This window comes from Enterococcus plantarum (genome assembly GCF_001730295.1).
GTDB lineage: Bacteria > Bacillota > Bacilli > Lactobacillales > Enterococcaceae > Enterococcus_L > Enterococcus_L plantarum.
On the sequence record NZ_MIKA01000001.1, the window covers coordinates 111,878 to 135,135 of the forward strand.

The 23,258-nt window shown below is 35.9% G+C and carries 21 protein-coding genes, 1 pseudogene and 1 other annotated feature; of the genes and pseudogenes, 20 read left to right on the plus strand and 2 right to left on the minus strand.

The genetic code is table 11. The annotated features are described in order from the left end of the window. The first annotated feature begins 278 nt into the window (after nucleotides 1-278). Nucleotides 279-445: a binding site (T-box leader), on the plus strand. 70 nt (nucleotides 446-515) lie between these two features. From BCR22_RS00510 to BCR22_RS00530, 6 genes and pseudogenes are all read left to right on the plus strand, one after another. Continuing rightward, nucleotides 516-758, plus strand: a complete 243-nt coding sequence (locus BCR22_RS00510) for a hypothetical protein (RefSeq protein ID WP_069653045.1) — start codon at nucleotides 516-518, stop codon at nucleotides 756-758. Between the two features lie 103 nt (nucleotides 759-861). Continuing rightward, the gene (gene glyQ / locus BCR22_RS00515) at nucleotides 862-1,770 is read left to right on the plus strand and encodes a glycine--tRNA ligase subunit alpha (RefSeq protein WP_069653046.1); all 909 of its coding nucleotides are present in this window, start codon (nucleotides 862-864) and stop codon (nucleotides 1,768-1,770) included. Between the two features lies 1 nt (nucleotide 1,771). Beyond that, nucleotides 1,772-3,853 (plus strand): glycine--tRNA ligase subunit beta, encoded by a 2,082-nt coding sequence (gene glyS / locus BCR22_RS00520; RefSeq protein ID WP_069653047.1) that lies wholly within the window; start codon nucleotides 1,772-1,774, stop codon nucleotides 3,851-3,853. A gap of 186 nt (nucleotides 3,854-4,039) precedes the next feature. Next, nucleotides 4,040-4,162, plus strand: a pseudogene (locus BCR22_RS15595) (DUF2177 family protein); the annotation flags it as partial. Nucleotides 4,163-4,330: 168 nt separating this feature from the next. Continuing rightward, nucleotides 4,331-5,137 carry a tryptophan-rich sensory protein gene (locus BCR22_RS00525; protein WP_069653048.1) on the plus strand — a complete coding sequence of 269 codons (807 nt, stop codon included), beginning with the start codon at nucleotides 4,331-4,333 and terminating at the stop codon, nucleotides 5,135-5,137. Nucleotides 5,138-5,199: 62 nt separating this feature from the next. After that, a complete protein-coding gene (locus BCR22_RS00530; RefSeq protein WP_069653049.1) occupies nucleotides 5,200-5,769 on the plus strand; it encodes a TetR/AcrR family transcriptional regulator in 570 nt (189 codons plus the stop codon). A 184-nt stretch (nucleotides 5,770-5,953) separates the two neighbouring features. On the opposite strand, the gene yidC is transcribed toward BCR22_RS00530, so the two are convergent. Together yidC and BCR22_RS00540 are read right to left on the minus strand one after the other, a co-directional pair. Beyond that, nucleotides 5,954-6,883: a membrane protein insertase YidC gene (gene yidC, locus BCR22_RS00535; RefSeq protein WP_069653050.1), complete on the minus strand. Its 930-nt coding sequence runs from the start codon at nucleotides 6,881-6,883 to the stop codon at nucleotides 5,954-5,956. A gap of 119 nt (nucleotides 6,884-7,002) precedes the next feature. Continuing rightward, nucleotides 7,003-7,278: an acylphosphatase gene (locus BCR22_RS00540; protein ID WP_069653051.1), complete on the minus strand. Its 276-nt coding sequence runs from the start codon at nucleotides 7,276-7,278 to the stop codon at nucleotides 7,003-7,005. 119 nt (nucleotides 7,279-7,397) lie between these two features. Here BCR22_RS00540 and BCR22_RS00545 point away from each other — a divergent pair, with 119 nt between their 5' ends. The 14 genes from BCR22_RS00545 to BCR22_RS00610 all read left to right on the plus strand — a co-directional run bounded on the left by BCR22_RS00545 (nucleotide 7,398) and on the right by BCR22_RS00610 (nucleotide 22,852). Next, nucleotides 7,398-8,171, plus strand: coding sequence for a TrmH family RNA methyltransferase (locus BCR22_RS00545; RefSeq protein ID WP_069653052.1), 774 nt, complete (start codon nucleotides 7,398-7,400; stop codon nucleotides 8,169-8,171). Between the two features lie 225 nt (nucleotides 8,172-8,396). Continuing rightward, nucleotides 8,397-9,158 (plus strand): carbonic anhydrase, encoded by a 762-nt coding sequence (locus tag BCR22_RS00550; protein WP_069653053.1) that lies wholly within the window; start codon nucleotides 8,397-8,399, stop codon nucleotides 9,156-9,158. 212 nt (nucleotides 9,159-9,370) lie between these two features. Then, nucleotides 9,371-10,159: a 30S ribosomal protein S2 gene (rpsB, locus tag BCR22_RS00555; RefSeq protein WP_069653054.1), complete on the plus strand. Its 789-nt coding sequence runs from the start codon at nucleotides 9,371-9,373 to the stop codon at nucleotides 10,157-10,159. Between the two features lie 347 nt (nucleotides 10,160-10,506). Continuing rightward, a complete protein-coding gene (gene tsf, locus BCR22_RS00560; protein ID WP_069653055.1) occupies nucleotides 10,507-11,388 on the plus strand; it encodes a translation elongation factor Ts in 882 nt (293 codons plus the stop codon). Between the two features lie 135 nt (nucleotides 11,389-11,523). Then, entirely contained in the window at nucleotides 11,524-12,246 is a 723-nt protein-coding gene (gene pyrH / locus BCR22_RS00565) for a UMP kinase (RefSeq protein ID WP_069653056.1), read from the plus strand. Nucleotides 12,247-12,249: 3 nt separating this feature from the next. Then, nucleotides 12,250-12,807 carry a ribosome recycling factor gene (gene frr / locus BCR22_RS00570; RefSeq protein WP_069653057.1) on the plus strand — a complete coding sequence of 186 codons (558 nt, stop codon included), beginning with the start codon at nucleotides 12,250-12,252 and terminating at the stop codon, nucleotides 12,805-12,807. A gap of 199 nt (nucleotides 12,808-13,006) precedes the next feature. Then, on the plus strand, nucleotides 13,007-14,473 hold the full coding sequence (locus BCR22_RS00575; protein WP_069653058.1) for an ABC transporter permease: 1,467 nt from the start codon (nucleotides 13,007-13,009) through the stop codon (nucleotides 14,471-14,473). Between the two features lie 12 nt (nucleotides 14,474-14,485). Beyond that, on the plus strand, nucleotides 14,486-15,160 hold the full coding sequence (locus BCR22_RS00580) for an ABC transporter ATP-binding protein (protein ID WP_069653059.1): 675 nt from the start codon (nucleotides 14,486-14,488) through the stop codon (nucleotides 15,158-15,160). Next, complete coding sequence (locus BCR22_RS00585; RefSeq protein ID WP_069653060.1) at nucleotides 15,153-16,736, plus strand: PASTA domain-containing protein; 1,584 nt, start codon at nucleotides 15,153-15,155, stop codon at nucleotides 16,734-16,736. Before BCR22_RS00580 ends, BCR22_RS00585 begins: the two co-directional genes overlap by 8 nt. Nucleotides 16,737-16,981: 245 nt before the next feature. Further along, nucleotides 16,982-17,785, plus strand: a complete 804-nt coding sequence (locus tag BCR22_RS00590; RefSeq protein ID WP_069653061.1) for an isoprenyl transferase — start codon at nucleotides 16,982-16,984, stop codon at nucleotides 17,783-17,785. Continuing rightward, on the plus strand, nucleotides 17,782-18,582 hold the full coding sequence (locus BCR22_RS00595) for a phosphatidate cytidylyltransferase (RefSeq protein ID WP_069653062.1): 801 nt from the start codon (nucleotides 17,782-17,784) through the stop codon (nucleotides 18,580-18,582). The genes BCR22_RS00590 and BCR22_RS00595 overlap by 4 nt, the downstream gene beginning before the upstream one ends. A gap of 59 nt (nucleotides 18,583-18,641) precedes the next feature. Then, a complete protein-coding gene (locus BCR22_RS00600; protein WP_069653202.1) occupies nucleotides 18,642-19,802 on the plus strand; it encodes a 1-deoxy-D-xylulose-5-phosphate reductoisomerase in 1,161 nt (386 codons plus the stop codon). Then, a complete protein-coding gene (gene rseP / locus BCR22_RS00605; protein WP_069653063.1) occupies nucleotides 19,799-21,067 on the plus strand; it encodes an RIP metalloprotease RseP in 1,269 nt (422 codons plus the stop codon). The genes BCR22_RS00600 and rseP overlap by 4 nt, the downstream gene beginning before the upstream one ends. A 72-nt stretch (nucleotides 21,068-21,139) precedes the next feature. Further along, a complete protein-coding gene (locus BCR22_RS00610; protein WP_069653064.1) occupies nucleotides 21,140-22,852 on the plus strand; it encodes a proline--tRNA ligase in 1,713 nt (570 codons plus the stop codon). The last annotated feature ends 406 nt before the right edge of the window (nucleotides 22,853-23,258 follow it).

A 23,258-nucleotide genomic window follows, 5' to 3' on the forward strand; every position in this document is an offset into this window, starting at 1 on the left:
AGGTGTGGAGGATTCAGATTCACTTGATTTCGAAGATTGTTTTTCATTTTTTCTTTAGCCAGAACGATAGCGTGGTTGAAAGCAGAACGTTACACTTCTGGACTTATCATTAAAAGACAATACGAATGTTGTAGCATTATCGTTTTTTTCTGAAAGCTCAAGATACCTATCATGTACATAAGAGACAGAGAGAAAGCAATTTATGGCTTGTGTCTTATGATAATTCGAAAAATGATTTGACATCTAATCAATCAACGATTATTATAAAGAGTAATTAAATAAATACGTTGAAAAAGAAGAGTAAAAAGAACTGCTGTTAGAGCGAATCTGGGAAAGTGTAAGCCAGATACAAGCAACTTTTGAAGGGCGCTTTTGAGTATTATTAAACGAAGCTGCCGGTAGTTATATCGGAAGTAGGGTGGAACCGCGATTATTCGTCCCTATGTCTCATGGAGGCATAGGGACTTTTTTGTTTTCTCGCTAAACGGATGTTTTACTAAAAAAGGAGGGGCAGTATGGATTTCACTGTACGATTTTTACCTGCTGATTTTTCAGAGAATCGATTAAACGTGTTATCACTTGTTAAACTATCAGTACAAATCAAAGAAAGTGACGGTACAGTCATCGAAGAATTTGAAACGAATCCTAGCGAAAAGAGTTACAAAATTAATACGGAACTCACGCCAACAATGAAGGTTGAAGTATCTGTTGTGCCAAATGAAGTCATTGAGTTTTATCCAGTTGTCACAGCTTTATAAAGAAATCGGTTCGTTTTGAGTAGAAAAAAACTTCATAGCTTATTTTACTGAATTTTAGTCAAAGCGAGCTACGCTTTTTAGTATTTAAAATAGGAGGATCACAATGGAAAAAAAACTGACAGTTCAAGAAATGATTTTAACATTACAAAAATTTTGGTCATCAAATGGTTGTATGCTAATGCAAGCATATGACACAGAAAAAGGAGCAGGTACAATGAGTCCATATACTTTTTTACGAGCAATTGGACCAGAACCATGGAATGCTGCTTATGTAGAGCCTTCAAGAAGACCAGCAGATGGACGTTATGGCGAAAACCCTAACCGTTTGTATCAACATCATCAATTTCAAGTTGTGATGAAGCCTTCACCTGAAAACATTCAGGAGTTGTATTTAGAAAGTCTAGAGTTGCTAGGAATCGACCCATTAGCGCATGATATCCGTTTTGTCGAAGATAACTGGGAAAATCCTTCAATGGGGTGTGCTGGTCTAGGATGGGAAGTTTGGCTAGATGGTATGGAAATTACTCAGTTTACGTATTTCCAGCAAGTAGGCGGACTAGCTTGCCATCCCGTTACTTCAGAAATCACTTATGGAATCGAGCGACTAGCGTCTTATATTCAAGAAGTAGAAAGTGTTTACGATTTAGAATGGACACAAGGTGTTAAGTACGGAGAAATTTTCAATCAGCCAGAGTATGAACATTCCAAATATTCATTTGAAATTAGCAATCAAGATATGTTACTAGAAAACTTTGATAAATTTGAAAAAGAAGCGAAACGTTGTATTGATGAAAGTTTAGTTCATCCTGCGTATGATTATATTTTGAAATGTAGTCACACTTTTAATTTATTAGATGCTCGTGGCGCTGTTTCAGTGACAGAGCGTGCTGGATATTTAGCACGCATCAGAAATTTAGCAAAAGCTGTGGCAAAAATTTTCGTCGCTGAACGTGAAAAATTAGGATTCCCACTTTTAAACAAAGAAAATCAAACAACTAAGGAGGCAAAATAATATGGCGAAAGATTTATTACTTGAAATTGGTTTGGAAGAAATGCCAGCTCATATTGTCAGCCCAAGTCGTTTACAATTGGAAAACAAAATAGTAAAATTCTTAGACGAAAATAACTTAACGTATGAAACTGTTCAAAGTTTCTCGACGCCTCGTCGTTTAGCGATTCGTGTGACGAAATTACCTGAGCAACAAGAAGATACACAAGAAGAAGTAAAAGGTCCTGCTAGAAAAATTGCGCAAGATGCTGAAGGTCACTGGAGTAAAGCAGCTGAAGGATTCGTTAGAGGTCAAGGTTTGACGACGGATGCAATTACATTTAAAGAACTGAATGGTGTGGAATATGTTTATGTGACAAAGCATAATCAAGGTCAAAAAACGATTGATGTATTAACTGGTTTGAAAGATGTGATTACTAGTTTAACATTCCCTGTTACAATGCATTGGGCTGATTATGATTTTGAGTATATTCGCCCGATTCACTGGATCGTAGCTTTACTGGATGATGAAATTATTCCTTTTTCTGTACTCGATGTAACGACTGATAAAAGTTCTCGAGGACACCGTTTCTTAGGTGATGATGTAACGTTCAATCACTCAGCTGAATACGAAGAAAAAATGAAAGAACAATTTGTTATTGTAGATCCTAATGAAAGAAAAGCGCTGATTGTAAATCAAGCGAATGAGTTAGCGGATAAAAATAATTGGAAATTGGACTTAGATGAGAAATTGTTGGAAGAAGTCAATAATTTAGTTGAATACCCAACTGCTTTTGTAGGCGGATTCGATGAAAAATATCTATCAGTTCCAGATGAGGTATTGGTTACATCAATGAAAGAACACCAACGTTATTTTGACGTCCGGAACGAACAAGGATTATTATTGCCACATTTTATTTCTGTCAGAAATGGAAACAACGTCCATATTGAAAATGTAATCAAAGGAAACGAAAAAGTTTTGATTGCTCGTTTGGAAGATGCGGAATTTTTCTACAATGAAGATAAAAAATTATCGATCGACGAATGTGTTAATAAATTAAAAAATGTTACTTTCCACGAGAAAATCGGTACGATTTACGAAAAAATGCAGCGAGTAGGCATTATTGGACAGATTATCGGAAAGGAAGTTGGTTTATCAGATGCTGAGTTAACAGATTTGAAACGAGCTTCTGAAATTTATAAGTTTGATTTAGTCACGAATATGGTGGGTGAATTCCCAGAGTTACAAGGAATCATGGGTGAAAAATATGCTTTGCTTCATGGCGAAAAACCTGCTGTTGCTCAGGCTATTCGTGAACATTATTTACCAACGTCAAGTGATGGTGCATTACCTGTTTCTGCTATTGGATCTGTTTTGGCGATTGCTGATAAATTAGACAGCGTATTTTCATTCTTTGCAGTTGGGATGATTCCGAGCGGCTCTAATGATCCTTACGCTTTACGTCGCCAAACATACGGTGTGATTCGCATCGTTGAAAGCAAAGGCTGGCAATTCCCGCTAGTTCAATTGCAAGCGGATATTGATGCGGCTGTTAATGCGGATAGTCAAAAATATGGCATTCAATTAACAAGTGGACAAGAAGAAGTTATTGACTTTGTGAAAGCACGTTTGCGCCAGTTGCTAACCACGAAAGATATTCGGCATGATGTGATCGATGCAGTGATTTCGTCTGAGCAAAAAGACTTGGCAAAATTATTTTCATCAGCAGCGATTCTAAAAAATCATCTGTTGGATAAGGATTTCAAACCATCAATGGAGGCATTGACACGCGTAATCAACTTAGCTAAAAAAGGGCGCGAGTTATTAAATCAGGAAAGTCAAGTTGATGCGACTCTTTTTGAAAATGATGCTGAAAAAGCATTGCATCAGGCAGTGAATAAAGTAGAAGAGAATTTTAATGAAAATACAATGTCTGAAAATTACCAAGCATTAGTAAACTTACGACCACTGATTGAGCAGTATTTTGAAAAAACAATGGTTATGGTGGAAAATGAACAAGTGAAAGCGAATCGATTGAAAGAATTGAATCGAATTACTAAAATGGCTTTATCATTAGCAAGTCTTGACTTATTGATTGTTAAATAAGTATATAGTTTAAAAGGTGAGGATCATCGACTAAATGATCCTCGCCTTTTTTAAAGCAAAATTTTTTCATAAATGAATTTAACGTGGTACGATAAACTTATCGATTGATAAGGTCATCGTACCTATTTTTATTTTTGGAGGAGGAAGTTAAAGTGAAACATTATATGAAATAATTTTAGCGTTGCTGCTTTGGCATTTTTAGTACTGGATTTCATCTGGTTGCTTTTCATCGCTAAAAAAATTTATCAAGCCTATTTAGGGTATTTACACAGAAGCTCTACTCGGCGTGCTATGTTAGGGAACCTATGAATTATCCAATTTGGTGATAATCAAGGACTGGTTAATATTTGTCACAAAGATTGATTTAGTCTGGGAGGATTCGTTATTGCTGCGACATGCGGAATACCCGTTTTTGCAGCGCAGTATTTTAATTTGAGGGAAATAATGGAAAAAAAGGATTATAAAGGAGGAATTAAAATGAGTAAAAATCAATCTCTAGGAACAAAAGTGCTTGTAACTGTTATTTATATTGTCATGATTGCAACAAATGCTGCCGCGATTTTATTGCCTATGAATGGTATGACGACACAGGAAGTTTCGGATTCATATCCTAATTTGTTTGCACCAGCAGGTTTGACGTTTGCTATATGGTCCGTAATTTATTTGCTGTTAGCTGGTTTTGTAGTGTATCAGTGGCTTAAACCGGCAGCTCGGTCGATAATAGCTGACCAACAAATTAGTAAAAAAATAAGGGTGTTATTTGTAATTTCTTCTATATTTAATAGTGTATGGTTAGTGGCATGGCAATATCTGCAAATTAATTTATCTGTTGTTATCATGTTAGGGTTGCTTATTGTGCTGATATATACAAATTATCTTTTGGCAAATACCAATTTGACGAAGCTGGATTATATCTTTGTAAGATTACCGTTTAGCGTTTATTTTGGTTGGATCACTATTGCGACAATTGCTAATATCACAGCCTTCTTAGTTGATAAGAACATTGCTTTTCTACAAAACAATCAAGTGTTTTGGACGATTGCGATATTGATTGTTGGCTTGCTAATAATTAACGCAACAATTCTTTACAATCGTGATGTTGCTTATGGTTTAGCTACAATTTGGGCTTATTATGGCATTTTGAATAAACATCAATCGACAGATGGTTGGCACGGTGCCTATCCAGCAATCATTACAACAGTCATGATCTGTTTAGTTATTTTAGTTATCGTATGTATTTATGAACTCTTTTTACTCTTTAAAAGAAAAAAGAACGTCATCTAATCTAGGTTTCTCCGCCAGCTTCTGTTAAAATGATAATGAAATTTATTTTAGGTGGCTACGTAATGGAAAAAGAAACGAAAAATACACGAGTCAAAATTATTCAAGTCGCAACACGTTTATTTATGGACAACGGGTATCAGAGTACCTCTACAAGGCAAATTGCACAGTTGGCCGAGGTGACTCAACCAAATTTGTATCATCATTTTAAGAATAAAGAAGAAGTTTATGTAGGGGTTATCGAAAGCTTGTTAGGTGATGTAAACAAAGAATTAGTAAAAATTGTTGGAAATCCAAGTCTGGATACTATTAGTAAATTACAAAAGTTTGCTGAATGTCTGAAAACAAAGCATCCATTTGATTTTGATCTGATGATGCATGATTTCAGGACGAACTTAGCTGAAGAAACCCAGATGAAATTATTTTCGCTTTGGAACAGTTCCTATAAAGCACCGTTGTTGAATCTTTTCGAAGAAAGTGACTTTGCTATGCGAAACGGCCTATCGCCGGAGATTGCTACAACTCATTTTCTTAATACACTCTCTCCGTATATCAAAACAGAACAAAGTAACGCATCATTAAGTATAACTCGAGTTGTTGACCTTTTCGTTTTTGGCGTTTCAGCAACCAAATGATAAAAAATGAGGTTGGGGCAGAAGTGTTTAACTCCGAGAAATAAGAAGGAATTTACGAAAATTGCTCTTCAAATTTTTGTGAATTTCGGCTTATTTCCTAAGGAGTTGCTTCTGCGCCCACCGTTTATTCGGTTAATAAGAGCCTGAAACATAACCTTTTTAGTTATGTACCAGGCTCTTTTTTTTATTTTCTATTTTGTTTTCCAGCATTTCTACCATTTTTAGTAGTAGTTTTTGGAGCTGAAGGTTTTTGTTTATTTTTATCTTCTGTTGGTGTGACATCTTTACGAGGGACAATCACTTGTTTTGGTGGATTTTGTTTTAGTTCCTCTGCTACTTGAGCTTTGATTCTTGGTTTTAAAAATTGATTGGTAATCAATGTTTGAATACTACTGAAAATACCACCAACTACCCAATACAATGTTACACCCGCTGGAGAGCTGATTGACATGAATACAATCATTAGCGGAGACACGATCAACATTGATTTCATTGTTTTCTTTTGTTCTTCTGGAATACCAATAGTTGAAAGGTATCCTTGAAGTAAGTATGCTACACCAGCTAACACAACGAATACAATACTTGGTTGACCAAGGTTAACACCAAAGAATGATGCATCGCCAATTCCTTTTGTATATCGAGCCGCAAAGAATAAGGCAGAGAAGATTGGCATTTGAATCAATAGAGGTAGACACCCGATACCGCCCATCATACTCATGTTATTTTCCTTGTAAACTTGTTGCATTTCAGCTTGAGCTTGCATTTGTTCTTCACGAGTCGTGGCTTCTTTTACTTTTGCTTGCGCCGCATCGATTTGGGGCTTGATCGCTTGCATTTTTTCTGTTTGGATCATGCTTTTTTTGGATTGATTCAATCCTAATGGCATAATAATAAGACGAACAATGATCGTGATAAAGATGATTGCCCAACCGTAATTCCAATCGAAATTATCAACGAGGTATGTAATAGCACTACTCATTGGTTTTACAAGTAAATTATAGATGATGCCTTCACCAGTTGGCTGGCCGTCAGAACCTGTTTTTACACATCCAGATAAAAACAACACTAGAGAGAATAGACCGGAACTTAAGAGCCACTTATTTAATTTTCTCATTTTATTCTTTCCTTTTCTAAAAAATTTGCACAAGGTTAACTATACTTGAAAAAGCGTTTTTTTTCAATAAAAATTAGAAGAATCCGCCTCAAGACTGAGTAAGATTCTTCTGGACTGATTTAGTTTGTTACTTCAAAGGTGGTATGCTCTTCGATTAGTGGATCTTCCTGTATATCCATATAGGTCACACGTCCTGCCGGGCTGGGCGAATCTTTGATTTTTTGAATAAACTGATTCATTTTTTCGTCAGTGCCTACGGATTCGATTGAAACGGATCCATCCTCTTCATTTCGGACGGTACCGTGAATTCCTAGTTCATCAGCCACCATCTTAGTCATATAACGAAATCCCACACCTTGGACTCTACCTTGAACATTCATGCGTACTTTTCTCATTGTTGTACACCTCGCTTTTATTTAAATTCATGATAGCGACTTTTCAATCTTCTGGCAAGTAAAGTAGTGACTGTCTGATTAAAAAGAATCATGGTATAATGGTCGAGTGAGGTGTGAAAATGAAAGAAATTTTATCGACAAAAAATGCAATGATCAAGGAATTAAAAAAATTACATAAAAAAAAGTATCGAGAAGAAAAGCAACAATATATAATTGAAGGATTTCATTTGATTGAAGAAGCTGAGAAAGCAAACGCTCAAATTGATTGGGTACTTTTTAATCAGCGAGGACGTACGGAGTGGTCGGATTGGTTAGACGAACAGCCACAAGAAAGATTGATTCAGGTCTCTTATGAGGTGTTAGAATCTCTTTCAGAATTACCTACTCCTCAAGGCATGATCGCAATCATTAGGATGCCTGAGCTTGAGAATACGATACAATTTTCAGGTGGCTGGCTTCTTTTAGACAATGTTCAAGATCCAGGAAATGTGGGAACGATGATTCGGACTGCCGATGCAGCTGGTCTTTCAGGTGTGATTTTAGGAGAAGGCTGTTCCGATATTTACAATACGAAGGTGTTAAGGGCTATGCAAGGAAGTAATTACCATTTACCTGTATTATTCAAGCCTTTGGATAATATAATTGATATGTTCAAAAAATTAAAGATACCTATTTACGGTACTGAACTAAATCCAGAGGCAATCATCTATCAAAAAATACCCAGGACTAAGAATTATGCTTTAATTATGGGGAATGAAGGACAGGGGATTTCACCTAGATTTTTGGAGGAGACTGATCAAAATATCTACATTCCAATTAAAGGTGCAGCGGAATCATTAAATGTAGCGATTGCAGCGGGGATTTTAATGTACCATTTTGAAAGTGATAACTAAATATACTCTTTATGAGACTGAAACGAAATACATGTGCGATGTCGTTTTCAGTCTTTTTTTTATTTTAAGAAAATTTTTCTACTAAATTTCTCTGAAATAAGATATAATAAATTAATTATAAAAAGATTTATATAAGTTACATCTGGAGTGGAGGACGAATTAATTTTTAAACTAAAGGTGAGCTTTCCCCAAATTCAAACAAAAAATTGAAAGAAGGATGAACGTATGAAAAAGAAACTGCTTATTTCAGTATTGCTTTCATTGCTAATACCCGTAACAGCTTGTACCCAAAAAAGACAGAGTGAGCCTGTAGAGAACGTTTTACACACGCAAGAAAGTTCTCAAAAAAAAGAAGCGAGTCACTTTGAATATGATGATCAAAAAAGTTGGAAACAAGTATCTGGCAAAATGCAATCACCAATTGACATTCCAAGTTCTTTAGTAGAAAAGATGACAGATGGCGGTGCAATCCAATTAGATTATAGTCGTAAAATAAGTGAGGCTAAGAATAATGGACATAGTATTCAAGTCACTGATTCAGGCACAGCGACAATCAATCACAGAAGATTCGCCTTAACGCAATTCCATTTCCACGCTCAAAGTGAACACACAATAGATGGGCAATATTATCCTCTAGAAGCTCATTTTGTCAATCAAGCCCAAGATGGACGTTTAGCTGTGATTGGTGTGTTTTTTACAGAAGGTGCTGAAAATAAAGGATTTCAAGAAGTACTTGAGGATGTGTCCGATGGCAAAAAAACAGAAATCATAGATATTGAATCAATGTTTCCAGAAAATAAGAGTTACTATCATTATTTAGGTTCGTTAACAACACCGCCGTTAACTGAAAATGTGGAATGGTATATTTTGAAAACACCAGTTGACGTCTCAAAAAAACAAATCGAAATGTTTGAAGAATATTATGAGCATAACAATAGAAATAGTCAATCGCTGAACGATCGAGTAATTCTTGAACATGATGAATAATCAAATTCGATTACTTTGTTAAGATAGAGATAAAAAAAGTATAAATAGTATGTTGAAATATTTTAAAGAATCATGTATACTAGATAACGGTGTTAAAACACTAAATCCACATCCAGATTCGATTTGTAAGGCGGTGCTACTTACTAGTAGTTCTTTATAAAGATGAGAACTGGAGAGGGAACAAATAAAAACCAAATTGGAGGAAACAAAAAATGGCAGTAATTTCTATGAAACAATTACTAGAAGCCGGCGTACACTTTGGACACCAAACTCGTCGCTGGAACCCAAAAATGAAGAAATATATCTTCACAGAAAGAAACGGAATCTACATTATTGACTTACAAAAAACAGTTAAATTAGTAGATGCTGCTTACGATTACATGAAAAATGTTGCTGAAGACGGCGGCGTTGCATTATTCGTAGGAACTAAAAAACAAGCACAAGAAGCGATCAAAGACGAAGCAATTCGTTCAGGTCAATACTTCGTAAACCACCGTTGGTTAGGTGGAACATTAACGAACTGGGATACAATCCAAAAACGTATCAAACGTTTGAAAGATATCAATAAAATGGAAGAAGACGGAACTTTTGAAGTTCTTCCTAAAAAAGAAGTTGTTGGTTTAAACAAACAACGTGAACGTCTTGAAAAATTCTTAGGTGGTATCGCTGATATGCCTAGAATTCCAGATGTAATGTACATTGTGGATCCTCGTAAAGAACGTATTGCTGTTCAAGAAGCACATAAATTGAACATCCCAATCGTTGCGATGGTTGATACAAACTGTGATCCAGATGAAATCGACGTAGTAATCCCATCTAATGATGATGCGATTCGTGCGGTTAAATTAATCACTGCTAAAATGGCTGATGCTTTCATCGAAGGAAACCAAGGTGAAGATCAAGCTGTAGAAGAAATCTTTACTGAAGAAGCACCAGAAGCTGCAACTTCAATCGAAGAAATCGTAGACGTTGTTGAAGGTAACAACGATTCAGCAGAATAATTAATAATAACGGAGCTGTCTCGAAGGCTAGGCGAAAAAAGCCTGATTCTCCTTTGAGATAGCTTTTTTAAAACGAATTTTATACTTAAATTATCTAGCTTCATGAGTCAGACTCTCAGAAAAAGAAGAAATCTGCCTGTGACCAAAAACATCACAATCATATTTCCATATTTTCAGTCGAGTCTAATCGATCTCATTCAGCTTTTAAACTATCTAGCTTCGTAGGCTAGTCTTTAGGAAAAAGACAGAACCTGATAGTGGCAAAAAGCACCACTCTCGTGTTTCCCTATTTTTCTGTCAAGGCTAAACGAGCCTACTACGCTTTTAAAACTTAGGAGGAACAAAAAATGGCAGATATTTCAGCAAAATTAGTTAAAGAATTACGCGACATGACTGGTGTCGGTATGATGGACGCGAAAAGAGCGTTAGTAGAAGTAGAAGGTAACATGGAAGCCGCTGTTGATTACTTACGTGAAAAAGGAATGGCCAAAGCCGCTAAGAAAAATGATCGTGTAGCAGCTGAAGGTTTAGCAAATGTTGCTTCAAACGGTAACTTTGCAGCAATCGTAGAAGTAAACTCTGAAACTGACTTCGTTTCTAAAAATGAAATGTTCCAAGACCTAGTTAAAAAAATCGCGACTGAAATTGCGACAAACAAACCTGCGAACATGGAAGAAGCTTTAGCACTTAAAACAGATAAAGGAACATTAGAAACTGAATTGATCGAAGCAACAACTGTTATTGGTGAAAAAATCAGCTTCCGTCGTTTTGAACTAGTAGAAAAAGATGACAATGCCGCATTCGGTGCTTATTTACACATGGGTGGACGTATTGCAGTATTGACTGTATTAGATGGAACAACTGATGAAGAAGTTGCTAAAGACGTAGCAATGCACGTGGCAGCTATCAACCCTCGTTATGTGAATGAATCTCAAATTCCGCAAGAAGAATTAGAGCATGAAAAAGCAATTCTTTCAGAACAAGCATTAAACGAAGGCAAACCAGCGAATATTGTTGACAAAATGGTTGTTGGACGCTTAAATAAATTTAAAGCTGAAATTTCATTAGTAGATCAACCATTCGTTAAAGATCCAGATATGACAGTTGAAAAATTTGTTGCTTCTAAGGGTGCAACGGTTAAATCATTTATCCGCTTTGAAGTTGGCGAAGGAATCGAAAAACGTGAAGATAACTTTGCAGACGAAGTAATGAGCCAAATCAAAAAATAAATCTGTTGCTTAGGTAACAGTTGGGAACGCATTGAGATGCGCTCCCTTTTTTTAGGCAAATCAAAAGAAATAAACTGGCAGAATACCTAGAGTATGTTAAAATGTTCTTAGACAAATGGTGGAGGGAAAACAAAAATGGTAAAACCTAAATATCAACGTGTTGTATTAAAGTTAAGTGGCGAAGCTTTGGCCGGAGAAGAAGGTTTTGGAATTAAACCTCCAACAATCAAAGAGATTGTAGAAGAAATCAAAGAAGTTCATGAATTAGGAATTGAAATGGCAATCGTTGTCGGTGGTGGAAACATCTGGCGTGGACAAATCGGTGCCCAAATGGGTATGGAACGTGCACAAGCAGATTACATGGGAATGTTAGCAACTGTAATGAACGCTTTGGCATTGCAAGATACGTTAGAAAATCTAGGTGTTCCTACTCGCGTTCAAACATCAATCGAGATGCGTCAAATTGCAGAACCATATATTCGTCGACGTGCAGAACGTCATTTAGAAAAAGGACGTATCGTTATTTTTGCAGGTGGTACAGGAAATCCATATTTTTCAACTGATACAACTGCAGCTTTACGTGCGGCAGAGATCGATGCAGATGTTATTTTAATGGCTAAGAATAATGTTGATGGTGTATATTCTGCCGATCCTAAATTGGATGCAACTGCAGTTAAATTTGAAGAATTAACACATTTAGATGTGATTTCAAAAGGATTGCAAGTAATGGACTCAACAGCAAGTTCACTAAGTATGGATAATGATATTCCATTGGTGGTGTTCAATTTAAACGAAACAGGCAATATTCGCCGTGCATGTCTAGGTGAAAATATTGGAACAACCGTAAGGGGGAAATAACAAATGAGTGGAACGGTATTAGAAACAGCAAAAGAAAAAATGAGTAAAGCAGAACAAAGTTTACAACGTGAATTGGGTCAAATCCGTGCAGGACGCGCTAATGCAAGTCTTTTGGACCGTATTCAAGTAGATTACTATGGTGCACTAACACCTGTGAATCAATTAGCTGGAATCAATATTCCAGAGGCCCGGGTATTGATGATCACACCTTTTGATAAAAATTCACTTGAAGATATTGAAAAAGCAATTCAAGCTAGTGATATTGGCATCAGCCCAACAAATGACGGTACAGTGATACGCTTAGTGATTCCACAATTAACGGAAGAGCGTCGTAAAGAATTAGCGAAAGATGTAAAAAAAGCTGCTGAAAATGCGAAAATCGCTGTTCGTAATATTCGTCGTGATGCTATTGATGAGTTAAAAAAACAACAAAAAAGTAATGATATCACTGAAGATGAGTTGCGCAATTTAGAAAAAGAAGCCCAAAAATTAACAGATGATAGTGTGAAAAATATTGATACGATCACTTCTGAAAAAGAAAAAGAACTGTTAGAAGTTTAATAAGTTATTTGAATATGAAAGAACAAGAAAATCCACTTGAATAGTGTATTTTCTTGTTCTTTTTATATAAAATGATGATTATAAAGATATAATCTATAGATTTTGTAAGGTCGAGCGAGTGCAAGAAAAAACATCTTGTTAAACCTCATGGGATATGGAATAATGATGTTAACTATATTTTCAAAAGGGAGCTGAAAAGGTGAATTTTATCAAACGTGCATTATGCAGTGTTACTAGAAAAAAGGGGAAATCACTCATTTTATTTGCAGTGATTTTTGTGTTGGGAAACGTTATTGCAGGAGCCATTGCGATTCAACAGTCTACACAGAACGTTGAAAAGAATGTCAAGAAGCAATTAGGTGGTACGGCTACGATTCAAATCGATTATGAGAATAATCAAGAAGAATTTGCAAAAGAAGACCTTAAAATTGAGCAACTTAAAATTGATTTAATGAAAAAAGTTGGGGAATCTCCATATGTAAAATATTATGATTATAACGCTTTAGCGATGGTTCAGACAAAGGAATTGAAAAGTGCTTCATTAGAATCAGAGCAATCTGGAGGCATGATGGAAGGATTTACCTTAAAAGGATCCAACTATCACAAAATTTTAGATGTTGAAGAAAAAAATATAAAAATAGTAGCAGGTAAAGTATTTACTCAAGAAGAGATTGACAATGGCAAAAATGTCGGCTTGATTTCTTCAAAAGTAGCAGAAGAAAATGGGCTTTCTGTAGGTGATCAGATGGTCATGGATACTAGAACGTATGATTATAACGAGAATGGCGATGAAAAAGAATTATTCAAGACGGATGTCCCTATCCAAATTATCGGAATTTTTGAACCTACAACAGTAGAAATGAAAGACAAAGAAAATAAAAAAAATGAAGAGCAAAATATGAATCAACAATATATGTCAATGCAACAACTCAACACAATTTATTTACCAAACAAAACAGTGTTAGAAATTAACAAAGACAATATTGAAAAGCTAAAAAAAGTTGATCCAGATAGTCCTTATCTGTCGGAAGAGAGTCTAGAAGAATATTATACACCTGTTTATGTTTTGAAAAGTCCAGATGAGGTGGAAGCCTTTAAACAAGAAACACAGCCGCTTTTACCTAAGCTGTATACTGTGAAAGCTTCAACGGATCAATATGAACAAATCGGTGGAAGTATGAAAAAAATGTCTCAAATTTCAGGTTATGTGGTTATGATTGCGGTCATTGCTACGTTACTGATAATTTCACTTGTCGTCTTATTGTTTATGCGTGATCGCAAACATGAATTAGGAATTTATCTCTCATTAGGTGATAAACGTAGCCACGTTATGGGACAAATTATTATTGAGATGTTGATCATAAGTGGAATTGCACTGATTCTTTCTTTGATTACAGGGAATTTCTTAGGGAAAATGGTTTCAGAATCTTTATTGAATAGCGACCTATTAAATAATTCAAATGACCAAATGAACATGTTTATGGGCTTTGATGGACTAGGTACAACAGAATTGACAACGGATGATATCATGAACGCTTATGAAGTGAAATTCTCATTAGGATATATCGTTACGTATTTAGTTGTTGGATTAGGTACAGTTCTAATGTCAGCAATTTTACCATTACTGTACATCGTTCGTTTAAATCCAAAGAAAATCATGATGTAGGAGGCAAGGAAAATGGCAATTTTAGAAACAAAAGATCTCAGTTATTTTTACCAAGATGGAGATCAACGTCGTTTTATATTAAAAAATACCAATGTTGCTTTTGAACAGGGGAAATTTTATACTATTTTGGGGCAATCTGGTTCAGGAAAAACAACATTCCTTTCTCTGATCAGTGCTTTGGATACGCCTAAAGAGGGGCAAGTTTTATTGAATGGAAAAGATATCAAAACAATCGGATATGAGAAATATCGTCGCGATGATATCAGTATTATTTTCCAGAGTTACAACTTAGTTCCTTATCTGACAGCATTGGAAAATGTGTTAGTTGCAATGTCGATCACAGACAATGAACTACCACCAAATCAAAAAGAAGTTGCGTATAATTTACTAGATTACATCGGGATCACAAGCGAAAAAGCGGATCGACTCGTAAATCAGCTTTCCGGTGGTGAACAACAACGTGTTGCGATTGCCAGAGCTTTAGCAACAAATGTAGACATTATTTTGGCGGATGAACCAACGGGGAATTTAGATGAAGGAATGGAGCAAGAGATTGTAGATATTTTTCAAAATCTAGCAAAAGTTCATAACAAATGTGTAATTGTTGTGACGCATTCTAATGATATTGCTGGGCAATCAGATGAGACTTATTACCTGAAAAAAGGTGTGTTAAAAAAATATGAGTGATTTTCTATCAAATTTCAGCGGAGATAATTATGAGAAAACCCGCCAGAAAAAAAATGAACAAAAAGAAAAATTAAGTAAAAATGAACCTGACAAGAAACCGAAGTCTGAAAAGGATTCAATAGGTAAAGAAGATTCGGCTGTCAAACAAGGAGAAAGTCACTCTGAAGTATCGTATGGACCACGAAACAATCCGGATAATGCTCCTACTGCTGCAAAAGAGAAAAAAATTGAATCAAGTGATACTGAGGGCTTGATATATTCTAAAAAAAGATCAAAAAAGAAAAAATACGAGTCGGTACAAGAACCAGTTAAAGAAACTGAACCAACTACTACAATACCAGTGAATCAGTCAAAGAATCCCGAAGAAGTGATTGAAACAGATCCAAACTATAAAAAAGAGAAAATCAAAAAATATCTTTATATTGGTCTAGGAAGTTTGGCAGCAGTTTTATTATTATATTTTGGCTATTACCAAATGACCCATGTAAAAGTCCCTAATTTTGAAGGAAAAGAATTGTCTGAAGTACGTGAATGGACAACTGAGAATGGCGTAAAACTTCAAGTAGAGCAAAAATACGATTTTGATAAAGAAGCAAACGTAATCATTCAACAAACAGTGAAAAACAAGAAAATCAAAAAAGGTAAAACTTTAGTAGTTGATGCTAGCATTGGAGCGGACCCAGAAGAAGCCATTTCACTACCAGACTTCAAATCAATGAAAACAGCAGATGCGAAAAAATGGATCAGCAAGCAAAAAGCAGATAATTTAGCTATCATTGAAGAATACAGTGATAAAGTAGCAGCAGGTGACTATCTAAAATTCGAAATAACAAACAAAGATGTAAAAGCCGAAAATTATAAACGTAAAGACAAAGCCAAAGTCTATTTTTCTAAAGGCAAAGAAGTTTTTGAAAAAGATATTCCGATGCCTGATTTTGCTGGAAAGCCAAAAGAAGAAGCAACTGAATGGGCTAAGAAAAATGAAATTACACTAACAGTCGAGGAAGCGGACTCTGATAAGGTAGAGACTGGGAAAATTATTTCTCAAAGCGTTGGGAAAGACACTAAGGTTGCCAAAAAAGAAGCAATGTCAATTACCGTTTCAACAGGTAAAGCGTTAATTGTCCCAGATTTTTCGCAATTTACAGTAGAAGAAGCAGAATCAAAAGCAAGTGGATTACAAGTTCAAGTGAAACAATTATTTAATGATGAGGTTCCATACGGACAATTTATCAGTCAATCCGTAGAGATAGGGAAAAAATATACAGAAAAAGATGAAAAACCTGTGATTCAAGTCGTTTATTCTTCAGGAAGACCCTATATTAAAGATTTGCGCGACAATACATTAGAAGGAGATCTTCAAAAGATTTTTTACGATGATTATCAGTCAAAAGGTGCGAATATCACCTATCAGGTTTATTATGTCGATTCAACTGTAACTAAAGGGACTGTGGTGAATATGAGTCAATATAATGAATTTATTCCGATCAATTCTGTTGTTCAAATCGGTGTCAGCAAAGGGAATCTAAAACCTGAAGAAAATAAACCTTCAGAAAAAGAAGAAAAGATGGATTAAAATGCATTTTTTTGGGAAGTGAAGCAAAACGATTTTAAGTTTTGTTTCCTTTCTTTTTTAATTTAATGGAAAATTTTATGAGTAAAAAGACGGCAGAACCCATTTTTAAGTGCAAGTTTAGCCTGAATTAAGCGGATTCCCTCATAAATTTATTAAATAATGTGGAAATCTTTCCATTTGCATAGGCATTTCTGAAAGATATTGCTATAATAGTCTAGACAGATTTTTGGAATGGAGGGAAAAATATGTTACGTTTTTTTCCGCAAAAGAATAAATACATACAAAAAGAGAGTACATTTACTTTTGATAGCGAAGGTCCGATCCCAGGACACGTAGCCGTTATTATGGACGGGAATGGTCGGTGGGCTCAAAATCGACGTTTGCCACGAATTGCTGGGCATAAAGAAGGCATGAACACAGTTAAAAAAATTACGAAACATGCTAGTAAATTAGGGATCAAAGTCCTAACGTTATATGCATTTTCAACTGAAAATTGGAAACGACCAACAGATGAAGTAAGTTTTCTAATGCAGTTACCAGTCGATTTTTTTGATACCTTTGTACCAGAGTTGATCAAAGAAAATGTAAAAGTTCAAGTAATGGGGTACAAAGAATTGTTACCAGCCCATACACAAGATGCAATAGAGCGAGCGATTGAACAAACAAAAAATAATACTGGTATGATTTTAAATTTTGCTTTAAACTATGGTTCAAGAGCTGAAATTCTGACAGCGGTAAAAGAAATAGCTGCAAAAGCCGCAAATAATCAACTATCGACTGACGAGATTACTGAGGCGACAATTGAGGATCATTTGATGACAAGCTTTTTATCCGAGGACTTAAGGGACCCAGAATTATTGATTCGTACAAGTGGCGAAGAAAGAATCAGTAATTTCTTGCTTTGGCAGATAGCGTACAGCGAATTGTTTTTTACAGATGCTTTGTGGCCTGATTTTAATGATAAACTATTAGAAAATGCGCTAGCATCGTTTCAAAATAGAAATCGCCGTTTTGGCGGCTTAAAGGAAACAGAGGAGGAAGATAAATGAGACAGCGCATTATTACTGCTGCCGTAGCATTAGTAGTATTTATACCGATCATTTGGTACGGGGGCTTTGCGATTGAACTTGCGGCAGCGATATTGGCAGTTGTAGGGGTTTATGAATTATTTAGAATGAAAGGACTAGAAATTGCTAGTTTTGAAGGTGTACTTTCAGCTTTAGGTGCAGTATTTTTAGTTTTGCCAAAAGATCGCTGGTTTTTCTTTTTACCAGAAAAAGCGGATAATTTTATTTTATTTTACCTAACAGTCATGATTTTATTAGGTGGTTTAGTTGCTTCCAAGAATATGTATACCATCTCTCAAGCTGGTTTTCCAGTTATCACAAGTTTGTATGTAGGTGTCGGCTTCCAAAACTTTGTGAGCGCTAGACATACTGGTTTTGTTGTATTGCTTTATGCATTATTTGTTGTATGGGCAACGGATATTGGGGCTTATTTTATTGGGAAACAGTTTGGGAAAAGAAAGTTATGGCCAGAAGTTTCACCTAACAAAACGATTGAAGGCTCATTAGGCGGAATTCTCTGCGCAGTCGTTGTGGCATTAGTGTTCTTGCTGTTGACACCAAATAAAGAATTGTTTGTTTATAACTTACCAACTATGCTAATTATCACTGTTGTCTTTTCGATTGTCGGACAATTCGGAGATTTAGTTGAATCATCCATCAAACGTCATTATGATGTAAAAGATTCCGGCACTATTTTACCAGGGCACGGCGGTATATTAGATCGTTTCGACAGCTTACTTTTTGTTTTTCCAATTATGCATTTATTCGGACTATTTTAATTTTCTAAACAAGAAGGGAAGGTGAAAAACTCTGAATGTTCAGGGTTTTTCTTTTTAATATGAAAAACATTGCATTATTAGGTGCTACAGGTTCTATTGGCATGAACACAGTGGCTGTTGTTACAGCGTATCCGGAGTTATTCCAAATCGAATCGTTGACCTTTCATTCAAATAGTGAAAAAGGCGCGGATTTAATTAAAATGTTAAAGCCGAAATATGTGGGTGTAGGCACAGAACAAATGAAAAAAGAGTTTACTACTCGTTTCCCTGAAATTGAATTTGGAGTAGGCGAAGAGGGGCTAATAAAAGCTGCAACGCTTGAATCAGTTGACGTCGTATTAACTGCGGTTACAGGCAGTGTGGGGTTGAATCCTACATTAGCTGCAATTAAAGCAAAGAAAGATATTGCTTTAGCAAACAAAGAAACGTTAGTTATGGCAGGGCAGTGGGTCATGGAAGAAGCAAGAAAAAATGAAGTGCGTATTTTACCCGTCGACAGTGAACATTCTGCAATTTTTCAATGTTTAGATGGACAAAAATCAGATAATTTAAAAGAGTTAGTAATCACAGCATCAGGTGGTAGCTTTAGAGATTTAACTCGTGAAGAGCTTAAAACTGTTACTTTGGAAGAGGCTTTGAACCATCCAAACTGGTCTATGGGTAGAAAGATTACGGTAGATTCATCAACGATGATGAATAAAGGCTTAGAAGTTATTGAAGCACATTGGTTATTTGGTACAGATTATGATAAAATAAAAGTTGTTTTACATAAAGAAAGTATAGTTCATTCGATGATTGTTTTAAAAGATGGTGCATACTTGGCTCAACTTGGACCAAGTGACATGCGTGAACCAATTCAATATGCATTGACGTATCCTAACCGTTTGCCGATTCAAGATGAAAAAGCATTCGATTTAACTGAGATTAGTCAATTAAATTTTAAGCCAATGGATTTTGAGCGTTTTCCCATGTTAGAACTTGCTTATATTGTTGGGGAAAAAGGTGGAGCATTTCCAACAGTCTATAATGCGGCGAACGAAATTGCGGCAAATGCATTTATTGATGGCAAAATTTCATATCTTCAAATTGAGGAATTTGTCCAAAAAGCAATTTGGAATTATACAGAAACAAAGGAAGTCACTTTGGAAGAAGTGATTGCGATCGATAAACAAACAAGAACTATCGTAGAAAGATGGATAAAGGAAGAAGGTCTGTTATGAAAACAATCATTACATTTATTATTGTCTTTGGAATTCTTGTCTTAGTACATGAATTTGGACATTTTTTCTTCGCAAAGCGTTCAGGAATATTGGTACGTGAATTTGCGATTGGTATGGGTCCGAAGATTTTTGCCCATCAAGGTAAAGATGGCACAACCTATACAATTCGTATTTTACCGATCGGTGGCTATGTTCGTATGGCTGGGATGGGTGAAGACGAGACGGAGTTAGCCCCCGGAATGACTCTTTCTGTTGAGTTGAATGAACAGGAAGAAGTCGTAAAAATCAATACAAGTAAGAAAGTTCAATTGACAAATAGTATTCCAATGGAAATGCTAGAGGCTGATTTGGAAAGAGAACTATTCATCAAAGGTTATGTCAATGGAGATGAATCAGAAGAGACTACGTATAAAGTGAATCACGATGCAACGATCATTGAACAAGATGGAACGGAAGTTAGAATTGCACCGATTGATGTACAGTTCCAATCCGCAAAACTTTGGCAACGGATGTTGACGAATTTCGCTGGACCGATGAACAATTTTATTCTCGCGTTAGTATTGTTTACAGTTTATGTCTTTATGCAAGGTGGTGTGACGTATACAAATACTAATCTAATCGGTGGTGTCCAACCAGATAGTCCAGCCGCAAAAGCTAGCTTAAAAGCAGATGATAAAATTGTATCAATCAATGGCACATCTGTTAGTGACTGGAATGATTTCACAAAAATAATTCAAGATAGTCCTGATAAAGAATTGAACCTAATGGTAGAATCTGATGGAAAAACTAGAGAAGTTGATGTAATACCTAAAAGTCAAAAATCTGGCAAACAAGAAATTGGTGTGATTGGAATCTTACCGCCGAAGAAAACGGGCTTAGCAGATAAACTGCTTGGCGGAGTAGAAACAACTTTAAGTAGTTCTATGCAAATATTCAAAGCTCTTAAATCATTATTTACTGGATTTAGTTTAGATAAATTGGGTGGTCCAGTAATGATGTTCCAAATGTCCGCAGAAGCATCCAAAGCTGGTTTAAACACTGTGATCTGGTTGATGGCCATGTTATCCGTCAACCTTGGGATCATCAACTTATTGCCAATTCCTGCTTTAGATGGTGGAAAAATCGTTTTAAATATTTTTGAAGGGCTTAGAGGAAAACCTTTAAGTCAGGAAAAAGAAGGCATACTAACACTGATAGGCTTTGGTTTCATCATGTTATTGATGGTGTTAGTTACTTGGAACGATATTCAACGTTTTTTCTTTTAAATAATTAATTGGATTTATAGAACGAATCACTTGAGGAGATTCAACAATTCGTTTAAACAAAGGAGAGTTCTAATGAAACAGTCAAAAATGCTAATTCCAACTTTACGTGAGGTACCAAATGATGCTGAAGTGTTAAGTCATCAAATGTTATTGAGAGCAGGTTATATTCGCCAAGTCTCAGCAGGAATATATTCATATTTACCACTAGCAAATCGAGTACTTGAGAAACTAAAAAAAATCATGCGAGAAGAATTCGACAAGATCGATGCTATTGAAATGTTGATGCCTGCATTGCTTCCAGCAGAATTGTGGAAAGAATCTGGTCGTTATGAAACGTATGGTCCAAATCTATATCGCTTAAAAGACCGTAATGATCGTGATTATATTCTTGGTCCAACACATGAAGAAACGTTTACAGAACTGATTCGTGATGAGGTGAACTCATATAAACGTTTGCCATTAAATCTTTACCAAATTCAAACAAAATATCGTGATGAAAAACGTCCGCGTTTCGGGTTATTACGAGGCAGAGAATTTATCATGAAAGATGGCTATTCGTTCCATGCTGATGAAGAAAGTTTGGATCAATCATACCGTGATTATGAAAAAGCTTATTCAGCTATTTTTGAACGTTGTGGGCTGAATTTTAGAGCAATCATTGGCGATGGCGGAGCAATGGGTGGAAAAGATTCTAAAGAATTCATGGCCATTTCTGATATCGGTGAAGATACGATTTGTTTCTCAACAGATGGTGATTATGCAGCAAACTTAGAGATGGCAACAAGCTTGTATACACCTAAGAAGTCACACGAAACTCAGCTAGACTTAGAAAAAGTAGCAACACCAAATGTTGGCTCAATCGAACAAGTTGCATCATTTTTTAACGTCGAAGCACAACGAATCATCAAATCAGTCCTATTTATGGCTGATGCAGAACCTGTGTTGATTTTAGTTCGTGGAGATCATGAAGTGAATGATGTTAAGCTGAAAAACTTCTTAGGCGTTGACTTTTTAGAAGAAGCAACAGAAGAAGACGCACGTAAGTATTTAGGTGCTGATTTTGGATCTGTTGGTCCTGTAGAGCTTTCTGAAGAAGTGAGATTATTTGCTGATTTACATGTCCAAGATTTAGCGAATGCAATCACAGGTGCTAATGAAACTGGTTTCCATTATAGCAATGTTAATCCAGGACGTGATTTTACTCCGATCAGCTATGAAGATTTACGTTTTGTACAAGAAGGAGATCCTTCTCCTGATGGGAATGGTGTTTTAGAATTTACTAAAGGAATCGAAATCGGTCATATCTTTAAACTTGGAACTCGTTATAGTGAAGCAATGGGTGCCACTGTTTTAGACGAAAACGGTAGAGAAAAACATGTGATCATGGGTTGTTACGGAATTGGCGTTAGCCGTTTACTATCTGCGATCGTTGAACAAAATATTGATGAAAATGGTATTAACTGGCCGACAGGCATTTCACCATTTGATTTGCATGTTGTTCAAATGAACATTAAAGACGAATATCAGACAAAACTTGCACAAGAAGTAGAAGAAGTAATGTCAGCGGCAGGATATGAAGTACTAGTTGATGATCGTAATGAGCGAGCAGGAGTGAAATTTGCTGATGCGGACTTAATTGGTTGTCCAATTCGTATCACAGTTGGTAAGAAAGCAGTAGATGGTATAGTTGAAGTGAAAATCAAACGAACTGGAGAGATGGTTGAGGTTCGCAAAGAGGAACTTGAAAGTACGTTATCTATCTTATTGAACGCAGATAAAGAATAAAGCTAAAAATGTTTACGGGATTAATCTTCAATCAGATTCCGTAAACATTTTTCGATACGATTAATTGGAGAATGGTAGTAAATCAGAACGCATAAGTTTTGTTTGCATTGAATTTCAACGGAAAAAATAGTATACTTAATCGTGGCGAGGCACTTGGCAGAAATGTCTAAGGGCCTCTTTCTTATCAAGTTGGTCAGCTAGGACTGACGGTTTCATTATAGTACGTTTTTGGGCTAATTTTTTTGTAAAAAGATCAGATGTGGGCAAGAAAACAGTGTTATTTTCTATCGATGATTTTTTAAACAGAAAGGACCCAGCCCATTTCGCTTTTATCTATCTAGCTGCGTGGGCTAGGTCTTCGGAAAAAAGATAAAAATAAAAAGAGGCAAGAAGCGCCTCCGTTAAT